The organism is Cupriavidus sp. SS-3, assembly GCF_035818815.1.
GTDB classification, from domain to species: domain Bacteria; phylum Pseudomonadota; class Gammaproteobacteria; order Burkholderiales; family Burkholderiaceae; genus Cupriavidus; species Cupriavidus taiwanensis_C.
In genome coordinates this window covers 20,072-33,122 of the sequence record NZ_JAYLVT010000008.1, presented here as the reverse complement: position 1 = coordinate 33,122, position 13,051 = coordinate 20,072, and the positions used below count along the sequence as shown (strand labels likewise).

The following is a 13,051-nucleotide window of genomic DNA, read 5'->3' as shown; positions in this document are numbered from 1 at the left end:
CACGCCGGCCCGCCTTTTGTTCAGGCCTGGACGTTGCGGATAGAATGCGTGCATGACGTCCGCCGCCAAACCCACCGCCCCCGCCGACCAGGACACCCCGCGCAAGCTCGAAGAAGGCCACCGCGACTACGTCGCGGCGCTGGCGCGCGGCCTGGCGGTGATCCAGGCATTTACCGACACCACGCCGGAAATGACACTGAGCGAAGTCGCCCAGGCCACCGGCATGACGCCCGCCAGCGCGCGCCGTGCCTTGCTGACGCTGCAGGCGCTGGGCTACATCGGCGCCAACGGGCGGCGCTTCGTGCTGCTGCCCAAGGTGCTGTCGCTGGGTGCCGCCTTCCTCAGCTCGATGAACCTGCGCGACATCGTCCAGCCCTTCCTGCAGGAAGTGGCCGAGCGCTTCCGCGACTCGGTCTCGCTCGCCATCCTCGACGGCGACAGCGTGGTCTACCTGGCGCATGTGCCCAGCCAGCGCCGCATCGCGTTCCGCGCCTCGGTCGGCTACCGGCTGCCGGTGCATTGCACCTCGCTCGGCCTTGCCTTGCTGGCCCATGCGCCCAAGGCCCAGCAGAACAAGGTCCTGGACCAGGCACCGTTCCAGAAATTCACGCCGAAGACGCTCAGCGATGCGGATGCGCTGCGCGCGGCGCTGGCACGCACGCTTGAACAGGGCTATGCGGTCCAGGAAGGCCAGCTCGAACTCAACGTCCTGTCGATCGCCGTGCCCGTGCGCGACCCCCAGCAGCGCGTGATCGCCGCCATCAACTGCTCCACCGAGACCGAGCGCACCAGCCCCGACGAGCTGGTCGCGACACGGCTGCCGGCACTGCGCGAGGCGGCCGCGATGATCGAGGCCGCCATCCGCCGCGCGCCCACGCTGGCGCATTCGATCCTGGCGGCCTCCTGAGCTGCGCACGACTCAGACCGCCACTGGCGCGATCCCGGGCTCGATCAACACCTCCAGCATCACCAGCTGGTAGCCGTCTCGCTCCGGATGGGGCCCGACCTCGACGATGTGGTCGTCGATGGTCGAGAAGATGCAGTCGACCGGGTTGGCGGGGTCGCCCTTGAAATAGATCTGCGAGGTCAGCGTGCGGTATCCCGGCTGCACCACCCGGTAGTGGATATGCGGCGCGCGCTGGCGGTTGCGACCCAGGCGCCGCATCAGCACGCCGACCTCGGTGTCCTCGCGCCCGATGATGTAGCCGCCCGGCCGCACGGTGAAGATCCGGAAGCCGCCTTCCGCATCGCAACGCAGCTTGCCGCGCAGGTTGTCTTCGGACTGGGAGTCGTCTTCGTTTTCGTAGCGCCCAAACTGGTTGGGCTGCCACACGATCAGCGTCGCCCCCGGCACCGGCTGGCCCGTGCGCGCATCCAGCACGCGGCCGCGCACCTCGAGCCGCTGCCCGGGCTCCTCCGCCGTCGCCAGGTGGCAGGGGTTGCTGCCTTCGGCAACCTGGTCCTTGGGGAACGGGCCGGTCACGTTCTGCGGCGTGGCTTGCGCGCCGGTGCGCGCCAGGTCCAGCGCGCGCATGGTCAGGCCCATCATGTCGCACAGCATGATCAGCTCATCCTGCGCGGCCACCCGGCCCAGCCAGGCGGCAATGCGGTAGAGCTGTGCATCGGTCAGCTGCAGCTCGTCGAGCATGGCGTGGAAATGCCGCAGCGCCACGCCGAATTGCGCCTGCAGGGCAGCGTCCGAGCCTGGCGCGCCGGTGCACATGGCGGCCAGCGCGCGCTGCAGGGTGTAGTTGTCCTGGGTGCTCATGGTTGTCTCCTTGGTTCGCGCCTATTGGCCCGTGGCTGACAGATCCACCGCGCGCGCCAGCAGTGTCCGGTCGGCCTTCAGCTTGTGCTTGGCGGGCTTGTGCGTCGGTGTGTGCGGGATCGCCTCGACGGTGGCGATATAACGCGGCAGCTTGTGCACGGCCAGGCGGCCGCGCGCCCAGTCGAGCAGTTCGGCCGCATCGGCCGACTGGCCCGGGCGGAACTGCACCGCCAGCAGGATCTCTTCCTCGCCAAGGTCCGCCGGCACGCCGATGGCCGCCGCCTCTTCCACCGCGGGGTGTTCGCCGAAAATGCGGTCGAGCTCGGCACCCGATACGTTCTCGCCCTTGCGCCGGATCACATCCTTCTTGCGCGCGACAAAGACGTAGTAGCCATCCTCGTCCTGGCGCACCAGGTCGCCGGTGGCGAACCAGCCGTCGCGGAACGCCGCCTCGGTCTGCGCCGGGTCGCGGTAGTAGCCTTGCATCAGCGTGGGCGTTCGGATCAGCAATTCGCCCTCGCCGCCGGGAGCCACCTCGCCGCCCTCGTCGTCGACGATGCGGGCCTGCGGCAGCGGCACCGCCGGATCCGGATGCGGCGAGATCAGGCCCATGGTGCCGAGCTTGTGCGGGCCGTCGAACGGATTGGCGATCACCCCCGGGATCTCGGTCATGCCGTAGCATTCGATCAGACGCGGCACGTGGAACTCCTGCTTCATCACGCGCACCATTTCCTCGGTCTGCGGCGCGATGAACATCTTGGTGATGCGGTGAGCGGGCACGAACTCGGCCCGCGGGCGCCGGGCCAGGATGCTGCCGGCCGCTGCCACCAGGTTCACCTCCGTCGCGCCGGTCTCGGCGGCAAAGCGCCAGAACGACGACGCCGAGAACCTGCGCATCAGCACCAGGCAGCCGCCGCATGCCAGCGCCCCGCCCACCGAGTACATCAGCGCATTGATATGGAACAGCGGCATCACGCACATCACGCGCTCGTCGGGCTGCAGCTGCAGCCGGCCGACGAAGGCTTCGGCGGTCAGCACATAGCCGCGGTGGCTGTGCATCGCACCCTTGGGAAAGCCCGTGGTGCCGGAGGTATAGATGATCAGCGCGGTGTCCCGCTCGCTGCCGTGGTCGGCAAGTTCGTCGGCAAACTCACCGGTGTCCGCCGCCATCGACTGCGCCAGCGTCGGCACGCCATGGTCGCCGGGCTCGTTGGCGCACAGCCAGACTTCGCCGCCGAGCGCGCGGGCAATGGCCGCGCCGGTTGCCAGCGTGGCCGGCGCGCACACCAGCCCGCACACCTGCGCATGCCCGAACACGTACAGCGCCTCGTCCAGGCGGTATTCCGGGTTGGCCGGCACCATGGTCGCGCCCAGGCGCGCCAGCGCGAACATCAGCACGACCGTGGACGGATGGTTGGCGGACAGCACGCCGACGCGGTCGCCGCGGCGCACATGCATGGCGTGCGCCAGCCATTGCGCGGCCCCTGCGATCCGCGCATCGAGCTCGCGATAGCTCCAGGCCTGGCCCTCGAACAGCAACGCCGGCTTGTCCGGATGCGCCGCCACGCGAGCCGCGAGGAAACCGGTCAGCGTGAAGTCGTGCGCCGGGTACTGCCGGAGCACGTCGAGCGGCGCCATCGTGCCGATGTGGCTGGCGGGCGCGTTCATGATGCTTGCGCCGGCGCGGCGCTGTAGGCAATGGCGTGTTCGGCGGCCTCGGCCAGGATGAAGCCGATGGGCTGGCGGCGCTCCTCCTGCAGGTGGGCGATCAGGCTGGCCACGCGCGCCAGCAGCGGCACGCCCTTGAGCGCGGTGGCGGGATAGCCGGCGTCCAGCAGGACCGCGGGGATCGCGCCCGAAACATTGAGCGGGAGGGGCTTGCTGTAGTGCTCGGGCACGGCGGCGGCTACCGCTTCCAGCGCGGCCACGTGGTCGCCCGCGATGCCCCGCTCACGCGCGATGGCCAGCAGCCGGTGCGCGCGCGGATCCCCTAGCTTGTGCGTCGGATGGCCAAAGCCAGGCAGCGGCTTGCGCGCCTGGCGCACGGCCCGGACCACGGAGTTGGCGCTTTCGGCCAGCGTGCCGTGTTCCCGGCCGGCAAGCACTTCCGCGAGCAGCTGGCCCGCGCTTTCCGATGCGCCAAGGATCACCGAGCCGCAACCCAGCACGCCAGCCGCCACTGCGCCCTGCAACGCATCCGGCGCCGCGGCCAGCGTCATGCGCGCGGCCTGCACCGAGGGGACCAGGCCATGCTCGGCGATCGCGACGAGGCAGGCATCGGTGATCGCCACCAGCTTTGCGTCAGGCTCGCGGCCGGTGAGCAGGAACAGGAAGTAGGCAGTGAAGCCAGTCTTGCCGATCAGGGCCTCGCTCAGGTCTTTGCCATGTACCGACACGCCGTGGATATCCACCTGCGCGATGCTGGTCTGCCCGGCTGCCCGGGGGTGTTTCGTCTCCGCCACGTCGTCTCCCTTTTTTGCGCTGTGCGCAATCAAATGCGATATGCGAATTATTTTAGGTGGAGGTGCGAGGCTCCGCAAGAACGGTAAACCCGCACCAACCATCGTCCGCGTGCGGCCGGCACTGCCCTTCGGCGTGCAGGACCGCTTGCCAGTCAGGCGCCATCCGTGAACGGGTCTGTGTTGCCGATGCTTGCGAGGGCGCCGTCGGTGAACAAATCCACCTGGCGCGCTGCGCCGTCGGTGAACGGATCCATTTGGCGCGCGCCATCCGTGAACGGATCCGCCTTGCGTACGGCGATCCGGCGAAACTGCTCGTCAGCCAGGCGGCCCGACTGCGAACGCTGCAATGCCTGAGCGACATGCCCACCGTTCGTGTAGACCTCGGGGGCACGCACCGCGGCTTGCGCTCCGGCCGCCATCACTACCAGCAGGGCTGCGCCAATCGATGCTTTTTTCATCACATACTCCTTTTCCATTTGAGAAGAACTTGTGTCAGGCGGGGCACTTGCCGCGCGCCTCTCACGGTCCAAATATAGTAAAACCGTACCGTACGGTACTAAATTAATCAGAAGGTATCAATCAAAGTTTTTGAAGAACGGTGCGACGGCCTGGCGGCCGCTGGCATCACACCGGCATTTGGTAGACTGCGCGAGGCGCCAGCGCCCGTCCCTTGTCACTCCCGGCTACCCGATGGCATCACCCGCAAGCGTTACCGACAACTCTGCGCACCGCCCGCCCCAGCGCATGACGCGCCGTGGCGAAGAGAAGCGCGCGCTGATCCTGAGCACCGCCGCCGACATGTTTCTCGAGCACGGCTACGACGGCGTCAGCCTGGACGACATCGTCAAGGCGTGCGGGGGCTCCAAGACCAACGTCTACAGCTTTTTCGGCGGCAAGGACGGTTTGTTCGTGGCGGTGGTGGAGCGGCTGTGCGACCGCTTCCTTGAAAAGACCGAGAAGAGCGTGGATGTGTCGCACTGCGAGGCGGCGGAGGGGCTCGACAAGATCGCCCACAGCTTCCTGCAGTCGTTGCTGGAGGAACGCCACCTGGCCTTCCTGCGGTTGATCTTTGCCGAATCGCGGCGTTTTCCGGCCTTGGGTAACGCCTGGTATACGCGCGGCCCGGCGGCGACCTGCGCCTATGTGGCGGCCTTCCTTGACAGCCAGCAGGCGAGAGGCGCGCGGCTTTCGGCCAGCCCGGAGGTCAGCGCCCGGCTGTTCCATGGCATGGTGCTGGCCAGCGTGCTGCACCGTACGCTGGCCACCGGCATCCGTCCGGACGACACAGAGATCGATGCGCTGGTGCGTGACGCCATTGCGGTGATCGTGCCGGCCGTCGATGCCGGCGCGCCGTCGGCTGTGCCCGGAAGCGGTAGCCCCGGCGCTGCGGGGACAGGCGCGCAGGGCTAGAAGCTCGCGGCAAGCCCGAACGACACCCCCGAGACGTTGTTCCCGAAGACATAGCGCACCACCGCGCGGATCCGGGTCACGAACACTTCGTGGGCGCTGGTGTCGAGTTCCAGGCCGGTGCCCAGCGTGGTGAGGTAGTTGAACCCTAGCGCACCCGCCTGGTTGCCGAGGTAATGCGAGTGCGACAGCTCCAGCACGTAGCGCACCGGCCGGTCGAGCGCGCGCAACCCGGTTGGCGCGCGCCAGCGCGCGTACAGGCTGGCGGTCTGCGCGACGGACGAGGCCTCCAGGCCGGACGAGTCGCCGAAGCTGCGCAGGTAGATGTTGGTATATCGCAGTTCCACGTCGATATCGCGGTTGTCGCGGTGGCTTTCCCAGTCGAGCATCACCGATCCGCCCAGGCCATAGGCATTCATGACGCCGTCGTCGAGGAAGGCGATGTCGCGCCCGGTCTTGTGCTCGACCGCGAACTGGGCGATGGACAGGTCGCTGGCGACGCGGCCCAGCGAAGCGTTGAAGATGGGGCGGAACACCAGCTCCTTGCTTGGGATCAGCGGAAAATCCCAGCCGACGCCAACGGTGCCGGCGAAGGTGTTCCACTTGGCCGGCAGCGTGCGGGATTCCAGCCCGTTGGAGGCAACAAAGGCGGGGTCGTAGCGGTTGTAGGCGATCGACCCTTCCAGATAGAGCGGAAACGACTGGCTCAGCGTAAAGCCCCCGCCGAGCTGCCACAGGGTCAGGTCAGGGTTGTCGGTGCTGGCACTGCTGATGGAAAGCGAGCTGGACGCCAGGTCCGGTACGACCGCAAACGACATCAGCGTCAGCACCGCACTGGCGTGCTTCTGCACATTGGTGCCGACCACGCGAAACGCCGGCTCGGTCTGCGCCAGCGCGGGCACCGGCGCGGCCGCAAGGCCGGCCAGCAACGTCAACACCAGGGGGCCTTGCGCTCGCATCGATTCCCTCATCCGGTCCTGGGCCATTGCACGCTGCATCAGCATCGTGACAACAGCGTCATCGGCAGCGGGTCCAGGCTGGCGGACCGCGCGTCACGCTTTCTGGGGGCCATGGTGGCGGAAGTGCCGCGTCGGCAGAAGTGAATCTTCTTGCCGCGGAATTAAAGGAAATGAAAGACGCCTGAAACCGGTGTGCGCGGCCGCGACGGTGCGCTTGTAGGAGCAATTCCGGCGTCTCATCGGCGCCTGCCCGACAGCGCCAAGCCTGGCCGCTGCCTAGACTGGCCTTGTCGCCACAAGCCCGCCCAGGCCAGCATGTGCGGCATACGTCGCGCTGGGCCCCGACCGGGCCGGCGCTTCCGACCCTAACCCTGGAGGTATTCCATGGATCCGAAACAACCCGCTCGCCATACCCGAATCGCCAGCGTGATTGCGGCAGGCCTGGCAGGCCTCAGCTGCGCCGCGGCCATCGCACAGACCGCCACGCCTGCCACCCCCGCCACGCCGGCAACCCCCGCCGCGCAGGGCATGCCGGCAACGCCCGCAACCCCTGCAACGCCTGCCGTGCCGGCCACCGCGGCCAGCCCCGCCGGCCAGGGCACCGCTCCCGGCGTGACCCAGATCCAGCCGCCGAAGGACCCGCTGGTCGAGCGTCGCGAGGCGCGCCGCGAGGCTGCCGCCGAATACAAGGCGAAGAAAAAGGCCGCCAAGGGCGAATACAAGGACGAAGTCGGCGCGGCCAAGCAGGAACGCAAGGTCGAGAACAAGGCTGCGGACGCAGCGGCCCGCCAGGAAATGACCGCGCCCAAGCAGTGACGCAGCGGTCGCGGCGCACACCGCCGCCCCAATGCAAACGGGCCCCGCGGGGCCCGTTTTGCCGTGTCAGTCGGCCAGTCCGCTGGCGTCGATATAGCCCAGCGCTTCGGTAACGGCGCGCCGCGCCTTCAGCACGTAGCAGACCCGCCGCTCCTGGATCGACAGCGCCAGCACGTCGGCTTGCACCAGCTCCGAGAACACGTGGCCGGCGCGCCCCAGGCTCAGTCGCGCCACCTGCGCCAGCTCGGAGGCCGGCAGCCCGGCCTCGCCGGCGTCGAGCAGCGCGCGGCAGATGCGGATGCGCGCGGGTTCGGTCATCAGCGCCAGCGTCAGGGTACTTTCCTGGGTCTCCATGATCACACCTCGGTCCGGGCACGGCACCCCGGCCGGGCGATACGCGGCGGCGGGGGCGATGCGGGGGTCACTCTTGCCCGCGCTGCCTGGCGCGCGCGGTTTTCCCCGTTCTACGCGGCTCGCCCCGCAAAGGCAATAGGTGCTGCCACGGCCGGGCGGACACTGGCGCGATTACAACAGCGCCAGTGCACCGCCTGGCCGCGCTCAGGCCATCACAAACGGCAATTGCCGCTGGCGCTTGCCGGTCAGCGTGAACAGCGCATTGGCCACCGCCGGCGCGATCGGCGGCACGCCGGGTTCGCCCAGCCCGGTGGGGTTGTCCTGCGACGGCACGAAGAACACGTCCACCACCGGCGCGTCGGTGATGCGCGGCGGCGGATAGTCGGGGAAGTTGCTGTTCTTCACCGCGCCGTTCTCGATCTCGATGGCAAACCCGGGCCGGGTCATGGCCAGCCCGAACACGCAGGCACCCTGGATCTGGGCTTCCGCCGACAACGGATTGACCACGCGGTTGGCATGCACGCCGGCGGTGACGCGATGCACGCGCGGCTCGCCCTTCACCACCGAGACGTCGACCACATACGCCACCACGGTGCTGAACGACTCATGCACCGCCACGCCCCAGGCATGTCCCTTGGGCAGCTTGCGCTTGCCGTAGCCGGACTTGTCCACCGCCAGTTGCAACGCGGCGCGATGGCGCGCGTGCTTCTTTTCGTCGAGCCGCGCCAGGCGGAATGCCACCGGGTCTTGCTTGGCGGCGGCGGCCATCTCGTCGGCCAGCGTTTCCTTGACGAAGGCGGTATGCGTATTGCCGACCGAGCGCCACCACAGCACCGGCACGTCCACCTGCGGGTGGTGCACCGACATCTGCAGCGGCAGGTCGTAGTCGTTCTCGACTATGCCCTCGGTCATGGTGGCATCGACGCCGTTCTTGACCATGAACGGCTCGAACGGCGTGCCCTTCAGGATCGACTGGCCGACGATGGTGTGCTGCCAGCCCATCACCTTGCCCTGCGCGTCCAGGCCGATGTGGGCGCGGTGCAGATGCAGCGGGCGGTAGTAGCCGCCGCGGATATCGTCCTCGCGGCTCCACACCACCTTGAGCGGCTCGGTGTGTCCCGCGGCGACCCAGGCCTTGAGCACGTTGGCCGCCTCGACGATGTAGTCGGAGGTCGGCACCGCGCGCCGGCCGAAGCCGCCGCCGGCCATCATGGTGTTGAGCACCACCTTGTCCGGCGCCAGCCCGAGCGTGCGCGCCACCGCGGCCTGGTCGACGGTCTGGAACTGCGAGCCCACCCAGACCTTGACCGACTGCACCTTGCCGCCGGCCACCTCCGGCTGCAGCGTGCAGTTCAGCGGCTCCATCGGCGCGTGCGCCAGGTACGGGAAGCGGAAGTCGGCCTCGATCTTGCGCGGCGCACGCTGGATCGCCGCGGCAATATCGCCCTCACCCGCGCGCGCGACCGTGCCCGGCTGGCCGGCCAGCTTCGCATATTCATCGAACAAGGCCTGCGACGATACTTTGGAGCCGGCGTCCTCCCACTGGACCTCGAGCGCATCGCGGCCCATCTTGGCGGGCCAGTAGCCGCTGGCGATCACGGCCACGCCGCTGCCGCCGCGGTCGACCGGAACCTGCAGCACGCCGCGCACGCCCTGCACCGCACGGGCCTTGTCGGCGCTGAAGCTCTTTACCTTGCCGCCGAAGCGCGGCGGCCGCGCCACCACCGCCACCACCATGCCCTTGAGCTGCGTGTCGATGCCGAACGGCGTGGTCGCTTCCATCTTGCCGCGCGCATCCAGCCGCGGCGTGGGCTTGCCGACGATGCGGAACTGCGCCGGATCCTTCAGCGTGACCTGCTGCGGCACCGGCAGCGCCATCGCCGCCGGCGCCAGTTCGCCAAAGGTGGCGCGCTGGCTGCCGGACGTGATCACGCCCTGCTCGACCTTGCAGCTGGCCGGGTCGACCTTCCAGCGCTGCGCCGCGGCCGCAACCAGCATCGCGCGGGCACGCGCGCCCAGTTCGCGGTACTGCTGGAACGAGTGGTTCAGCGCGGTGGAACCGCCGGTCATCTGCATGCCGAAGCCGGGGTCCTTGTACGGATCGCCCGCCGGGGCCAGTGCCGCGCGCACATTGCGCCAGTCGGCATCCAGCTCTTCGGCCAGCGCCATCGGCAGCGCGGTATGCACGCCCTGGCCGAATTCGAGCCGGTTCACCGCCACCGTCACGGTGTTGTCGGGTGCGATGATCAGGAACGCCTGCGGCGCTGCCGGCGGCGCCTTGGGCTTGGCGCCCTCCTGGGCCTGCGCCAGCGGTGCCACGCCCAGCGCCAGCCCGCCGCCGGCCAGGCCGGTCAGCTTCAAGAAACTGCGGCGGTCCAGCGTCGCCACGCCGGCGTCGGCACGCGCTTCGCCGCTGTTGCCTGCCTGGCCGCCAGCCAGGGCTTCGATGCCTCGGATACGCATATCGGTTCCTCCCGCTCAGGCCAGCGCACGGGCGGCGTCTTTGATCGCCGCGCGGATGCGCTGGTACGTGCCGCAGCGGCACAGGTTGCCGGCCATGGCCTGGTCGATGTCGGCGTCGGTGGGCCGCGGCTTGCTGCGCAGCAGGCCGACGGCGCTCATCACCTGGCCGTTCTGGCAGTAGCCGCACTGCGCGACATCGTGCTTGAGCCAGGCGTCGATCACGGCGCGCCCGACGCGGTCGGCGCCGATGCCTTCGATGGTGGTGATGCGTGCCCCGGCGACCGCCGAGGCCGGCGTCACGCAGCTGCGCGTGGCCTGGCCGTTGACGTGCACGGTGCAGGCACCGCACGCGGCCATGCCGCAGCCGAACTTGGTGCCGGTCATTTCGAGGTTGTCGCGCAGCGCCCACAGCAGCGGCGTGGACGGGTCCACGTCGACTTCACGGGTCTTGCCGTTGACGTTGATGGAGAGGGTGGTCATTTGGGGGACACTCCTTGGGTACGTTGCCCGCTGGTCATTGCCTGTGCGCCGCAGCCTGGCGCAACGGACAAGTGAGGATAGTGCAATTTGCGGCACCTTGCCGGACACTTTGCGCACTAACGTGCCCGTCATCGCCGGTTGCACGAACTTTGTGCAACGAACGGCTGTCCCTCATGGATTGCCTTGCCATCCCGACGGGATTCCGGTGTGATCGGATTCCCGCCGCTGAAACAGTGCCATCGACTATTCCAGAAAATTCGTTTCCCGCAGCCGGCACGGCCTCGGCTCCGAACACCGCTGCCGCGCCCGGCACGACCGCCTTGCCAGCGGCCCGCACTCGCACCGCATCGTCACCTTCGATAGCGCGGCTCGACAGCATCCAGGCCCTGCGCGGACTGGCCGCCGCCATGGTGGTGCTCTACCACTCCGGGCTCACGCTGGGCGGTGCCAACGCGCCGGTGCTGAACTGGCTGACCCACAACGTGATCAAGCGCGGCCATGTCGGCGTCGATGTGTTCTTCGTCATCAGCGGCTTCATCATCGCCTGGGTCGCGGTGCTGGCGCGGCCCCGGCCGGAGCGTCCGCTCAGCTTCATGGTCCGGCGCCTGTGCCGGCTGGCGCCGCCGTACTGGACCATGTCGGCCATCCATGCGCTGCTGCTCAACCCGGTCACGCCGGCGCTGTTCGCCGCGTCGCTGGCGTTCCTGCCGACATCCACCAGCCATGCGCCCTACTACGGCTATCCGGCGCTGTACGTGGGCTGGTCGCTCAACTACGAACTGGCGTTCTACGCGGTGTTTGCGCTCGGGCTGCTGCTGGCCGGGCGGCGCGCGCTGCTGGTGGTGCTGGGGGTGTTCGCGCTGCTCACGCTGGTGCTGCCGTGGTGGCGCTTCGGCACGCTGGTGGCCGATCCCGCCCAGGGCTATGCGTTCGCTTCACCGTGGCTGGCCATGGTCAGCAATCCGCTGGTGCTCGAATTCCTGCTGGGCTGCGGGCTGGCATGGGCCTACGCGCGCTGGCGCCACTTGCTGACGCCGGCGTCCGCGCTGTCAATGCTGGCAATCGGCAGCGCGGCGTTCGCGCTGTCGCTGCCGCTGGTGGGACCGGATTTCAGCCTGGCGGGACGCGGCTTGCCGGCGGCGCTGCTGGTGGCCGGGGTGGTCGCCGCCGAGCACACCGGCATGCTGCGCGTGCCGCGCGCGTTGATCTGGCTGGGCGAGCTGTCCTACGCCCTCTACCTGACCCATCCCACCGTGATCGAAGCGGTCAAGCGCCTGATGCCCGAGCTGGGCGCGGACCAGACCGCCATGCAGTTGCTGCGCTTTGCCATCGACGCCGGCCTGGCGCTGGCGCTGGCCTGGCTGCTGCACCGCTGGGTCGAGCTGCCCGGCATCGCGGCCGGGCGCCGGCTGGCACGCGGCTAGCGTTGCGGCAGACCGGCCAGGAACAGGTACAAGGCGGTCAGTTCGGTATCGTTCATGCGCCCGAAGGAATCGAACGGCATCACCCGGCTGAGCGCGGTGCCGTCGGGCCGCTTGCCGCTGCGCATCATCTCGATGAACGCCGCAGGCTCGCGGTAGCGCGCCATGGCGCCGCCGGGCACCGGGCGCAGGTCGGCGGCCGCGGGCCAGTCGGGCGGCGCCCCAGGGATCTTGCCGCCCCGGAACGCCGGCCCGTGGCATCCCAGGCAGACATTGGCCACATAGGCGCCATAGCGCGGCGTCGGCTCGGGCGCCATCGCTGCCTGCGCCGGCAGGCTGTGGTCGATCTTCGAAGCCGCGTCCTGCACCACCCCCACGCCATACAGCGCGCGCACCAGCCATGGCATGGTGATCTCGGCGGGCGCGCCCATCGCCGCGGGCAGGCTGCGCAGGTAGCCGATCAGCGCGCCGAGGTCCTCGTCGCTGAGGCGGTTGTAGTCTTCGCTGGGCATGACCTGCAGCGGGCGCAGCGAGGGCGCCACGCCATGGCGGATGCTGCGCACCCAGTCCACCGGCTGGTAGGCGGCGATGGCCGGGTTGGCGCGGGTCAGGTCCGGCGCGCGCACACGCAGGCCGCCGGGGTCGTCGATCACCTGCTTGCCGCCCCCGCCGGCGCCATGGCATTCCATGCAGCCGCGCGATTCATACAGGTACTTGCCGTGGGCGATCGCGGCGGGATCCTCGCGGATGGCAACGGGGGCGACCGGGACTTCCACCACGCGCTGTGCCTTGCGCTCCCCGACCCATGCCGCGCCGTACGCCGCCGCGGCCACCACGACGGCCGTGCCGGCAAGCCCCCATGCCGCCATCCGCAGAACCCGCGCCATTTGCCTTCCCCTGTCCGCCGCACTGGATGCCGCA

Annotated in this window: 13 protein-coding genes; 4 read left to right on the top strand and 9 right to left on the bottom strand. The window is 69.2% G+C overall.

Features of this window, described 5'->3' with window-relative positions; translation table 11 throughout:
* The first annotated feature begins 52 nt into the window (after nt 1-52).
* Nucleotides 53-907, top strand: a complete 855-nt coding sequence (locus U9J39_RS14040) for an IclR family transcriptional regulator domain-containing protein (protein ID WP_115679584.1) — start codon at nt 53-55, stop codon at nt 905-907.
* A 12-nt stretch (nt 908-919) separates the two neighbouring features.
* Here U9J39_RS14040 and U9J39_RS14035 read toward each other — a convergent pair whose 3' ends face one another.
* The 4 genes from U9J39_RS14035 to U9J39_RS14020 all read right to left on the bottom strand — a co-directional run bounded on the left by U9J39_RS14035 (nt 920) and on the right by U9J39_RS14020 (nt 4,688).
* Complete coding sequence (locus U9J39_RS14035) at nt 920-1,768, bottom strand: dioxygenase family protein (RefSeq protein ID WP_116312240.1); 849 nt, start codon at nt 1,766-1,768, stop codon at nt 920-922.
* 21 nt (nt 1,769-1,789) lie between these two features.
* A complete protein-coding gene (locus U9J39_RS14030; protein ID WP_326347323.1) occupies nt 1,790-3,436 on the bottom strand; it encodes a class I adenylate-forming enzyme family protein in 1,647 nt (548 codons plus the stop codon).
* A complete protein-coding gene (locus tag U9J39_RS14025) occupies nt 3,433-4,230 on the bottom strand; it encodes a citryl-CoA lyase (RefSeq protein WP_115708461.1) in 798 nt (265 codons plus the stop codon). The genes U9J39_RS14030 and U9J39_RS14025 overlap by 4 nt, the downstream gene beginning before the upstream one ends.
* 152 nt (nt 4,231-4,382) lie before the next feature.
* Complete coding sequence (locus tag U9J39_RS14020; protein WP_116313237.1) at nt 4,383-4,688, bottom strand: hypothetical protein; 306 nt, start codon at nt 4,686-4,688, stop codon at nt 4,383-4,385.
* A gap of 232 nt (nt 4,689-4,920) precedes the next feature.
* Here U9J39_RS14020 and U9J39_RS14015 point away from each other — a divergent pair, with 232 nt between their 5' ends.
* Nucleotides 4,921-5,640, top strand: a complete 720-nt coding sequence (locus U9J39_RS14015) for a TetR/AcrR family transcriptional regulator (RefSeq protein ID WP_115708457.1) — start codon at nt 4,921-4,923, stop codon at nt 5,638-5,640.
* Here the strand turns inward: U9J39_RS14015 and U9J39_RS14010 are convergent.
* Complete coding sequence (locus tag U9J39_RS14010; protein ID WP_442784898.1) at nt 5,637-6,596, bottom strand: hypothetical protein; 960 nt, start codon at nt 6,594-6,596, stop codon at nt 5,637-5,639. The genes U9J39_RS14015 and U9J39_RS14010 overlap by 4 nt on opposite strands.
* A gap of 384 nt (nt 6,597-6,980) precedes the next feature.
* Between U9J39_RS14010 and U9J39_RS14005 the strand changes: the two genes are divergently transcribed.
* Nucleotides 6,981-7,412, top strand: a complete 432-nt coding sequence (locus U9J39_RS14005; protein WP_116294447.1) for a hypothetical protein — start codon at nt 6,981-6,983, stop codon at nt 7,410-7,412.
* Between the two features lie 66 nt (nt 7,413-7,478).
* Here U9J39_RS14005 and U9J39_RS14000 read toward each other — a convergent pair whose 3' ends face one another.
* The 3 genes from U9J39_RS14000 to U9J39_RS13990 all read right to left on the bottom strand — a co-directional run bounded on the left by U9J39_RS14000 (nt 7,479) and on the right by U9J39_RS13990 (nt 10,709).
* Entirely contained in the window at nt 7,479-7,766 is a 288-nt protein-coding gene (locus tag U9J39_RS14000; protein ID WP_115708453.1) for an ArsR family transcriptional regulator, read from the bottom strand.
* A 204-nt stretch (nt 7,767-7,970) separates the two neighbouring features.
* Nucleotides 7,971-10,229: a xanthine dehydrogenase family protein molybdopterin-binding subunit gene (locus U9J39_RS13995; RefSeq protein WP_326347322.1), complete on the bottom strand. Its 2,259-nt coding sequence runs from the start codon at nt 10,227-10,229 to the stop codon at nt 7,971-7,973.
* A 15-nt stretch (nt 10,230-10,244) separates the two neighbouring features.
* Complete coding sequence (locus U9J39_RS13990; RefSeq protein ID WP_115679577.1) at nt 10,245-10,709, bottom strand: (2Fe-2S)-binding protein; 465 nt, start codon at nt 10,707-10,709, stop codon at nt 10,245-10,247.
* A 320-nt stretch (nt 10,710-11,029) separates the two neighbouring features.
* On the opposite strand from U9J39_RS13990, the gene U9J39_RS13985 reads away from it, so the two are divergent.
* A complete protein-coding gene (locus U9J39_RS13985) occupies nt 11,030-12,133 on the top strand; it encodes an acyltransferase family protein (protein ID WP_326347321.1) in 1,104 nt (367 codons plus the stop codon).
* Here U9J39_RS13985 and U9J39_RS13980 read toward each other — a convergent pair.
* A complete protein-coding gene (locus tag U9J39_RS13980) occupies nt 12,130-13,017 on the bottom strand; it encodes a c-type cytochrome (RefSeq protein WP_115679575.1) in 888 nt (295 codons plus the stop codon). The genes U9J39_RS13985 and U9J39_RS13980 overlap by 4 nt on opposite strands.
* Between the last annotated feature and the right edge of the window lie 34 nt (nt 13,018-13,051).

Bases quoted from the DNA above. Each gene is read 5' to 3' on its own strand.
- U9J39_RS14030 (WP_326347323.1), bottom strand. From the start codon at position 3,436: ATGAACGCGCCCGCCAGCCACATCGGCACGATGGCGCCGCTCGACGTG.
- U9J39_RS14015 (WP_115708457.1), top strand. From the start codon at position 4,921: ATGGCATCACCCGCAAGCGTTACCGACAACTCTGCGCACCGCCCGCCC.
- U9J39_RS14020 (WP_116313237.1), bottom strand. From the start codon at position 4,688: ATGAAAAAAGCATCGATTGGCGCAGCCCTGCTGGTAGTGATGGCGGCC.
- U9J39_RS13980 (WP_115679575.1), bottom strand. From the start codon at position 13,017: ATGGCGCGGGTTCTGCGGATGGCGGCATGGGGGCTTGCCGGCACGGCC.
- U9J39_RS14035 (WP_116312240.1), bottom strand. From the start codon at position 1,768: ATGAGCACCCAGGACAACTACACCCTGCAGCGCGCGCTGGCCGCCATG.
- U9J39_RS14010 (WP_442784898.1), bottom strand. From the start codon at position 6,596: ATGCGAGCGCAAGGCCCCCTGGTGTTGACGTTGCTGGCCGGCCTTGCG.
- U9J39_RS14005 (WP_116294447.1), top strand. From the start codon at position 6,981: ATGGATCCGAAACAACCCGCTCGCCATACCCGAATCGCCAGCGTGATT.
- U9J39_RS14000 (WP_115708453.1), bottom strand. From the start codon at position 7,766: ATGGAGACCCAGGAAAGTACCCTGACGCTGGCGCTGATGACCGAACCC.
- U9J39_RS13990 (WP_115679577.1), bottom strand. From the start codon at position 10,709: ATGACCACCCTCTCCATCAACGTCAACGGCAAGACCCGTGAAGTCGAC.
- U9J39_RS13995 (WP_326347322.1), bottom strand. From the start codon at position 10,229: ATGCGTATCCGAGGCATCGAAGCCCTGGCTGGCGGCCAGGCAGGCAAC.
- U9J39_RS14040 (WP_115679584.1), top strand. From the start codon at position 53: ATGACGTCCGCCGCCAAACCCACCGCCCCCGCCGACCAGGACACCCCG.